1 protein-coding gene and 1 pseudogene are annotated in these 991 nt (G+C 73.6%); one reads left to right on the top strand and one right to left on the bottom strand.

Annotated features, from left to right (window positions below; all coding sequences use genetic code 11):
- Positions 1 to 131, top strand: a pseudogene (locus AC1DY2_RS20120) (DNA-3-methyladenine glycosylase); the annotation flags it as partial.
- 11 nt (positions 132 to 142) lie between these two features.
- On the opposite strand, the gene AC1DY2_RS20115 reads toward AC1DY2_RS20120, so the two are convergent.
- Positions 143 to 745 (bottom strand): hypothetical protein, encoded by a 603-nt coding sequence (locus tag AC1DY2_RS20115; RefSeq protein WP_476764025.1) that lies wholly within the window; start codon positions 743 to 745, stop codon positions 143 to 145.
- Positions 746 to 991: the final 246 nt, after the last annotated feature.

Genomic DNA, 991 nt, shown 5'->3' with positions numbered 1-991 from the left:
AGACGTTCGCGTCGGGCCCGCGCACGGGCGTGAGCGGTGCGGGCGGGGGAGCGGCGTTCCCGTGGCGGTTCTGGATCCCGGGTGACCCGGGAGTGTCGCCGTACCGGCGTCACGCGAAGTCGCACGACTGACGCGGGCGATCTCAGTGCACGGCGAGGTGCACGACGAGCGCCGCCGCGCAGGCCCAGATCAGGCTCGCGAAGGTGCCGATGATGAACCGTTCGCGCGCCTCGGGCGCCTCGAGCTCGGTGAAGCGGCCGACGCCCTTCACGGCGACCACGATCGCCAGTCCCTCGGGGAAGCCCGCGATGATCGAGCCTGCAGTCGCGACGCGCTCGAGCACGCCGATGGTGAGGCCGCCGCGGAGGACCTCCCGGCGCCCACCGGCGACGACGCCCTGGCGCTGCTCCTCGGCGGTGGGTCGTTCGGCCACGATGATGCCGCCGTGGAGGCCGGGAGGTGCGCTGGCGCCCATCGCGAGGTTCAACGCGGTCGCGGCCGCCGGGCTCCCGCCGAAGATCGCCACGGTGAAGCCCAGCACGGTGATGAGCGGTGCGAAGCCGAACTCGGCCGGCGCGGAGATGGACGCGGCGGCCATGAGCGCGATGCCGAGCGTCACCGTCGCGAACCAGAACCAGACCGACCTCGGCTTCAGGAACGCGAGCACCGAGAGCGCGGCCGCGGCGGTCAGCGAGAGCAGCAGCGCCGACCATGCGATGGCATCGGCGATGACGACGAGGTTCACGGTGCTCCTTCCGCGCAGCGACCGGACGGCCGTGGCTTCGAGCAGTGTAACGAGGGCCGCCCCCACCGCGGGGTCACGTCGTCGCGGCGCGTTCGGATTCCGCGTCGAGCTCGGCGAGCAGTCGCTCCAGGCCCGGGCGCGCGTCCTCCTCGGCGCGCCACATCGCGGCCTTCAGTCGGGCGCTGACCGCGGCCGGAGTCACGGCGAGGAGGGCGGCCGCCTCCTTCTGGCGGCGCCCTGCGAGCA

This window comes from Agromyces sp. P1_H4 (assembly GCF_056405255.1).
This window is presented reverse-complemented; position numbering and strand designations above follow the sequence as displayed.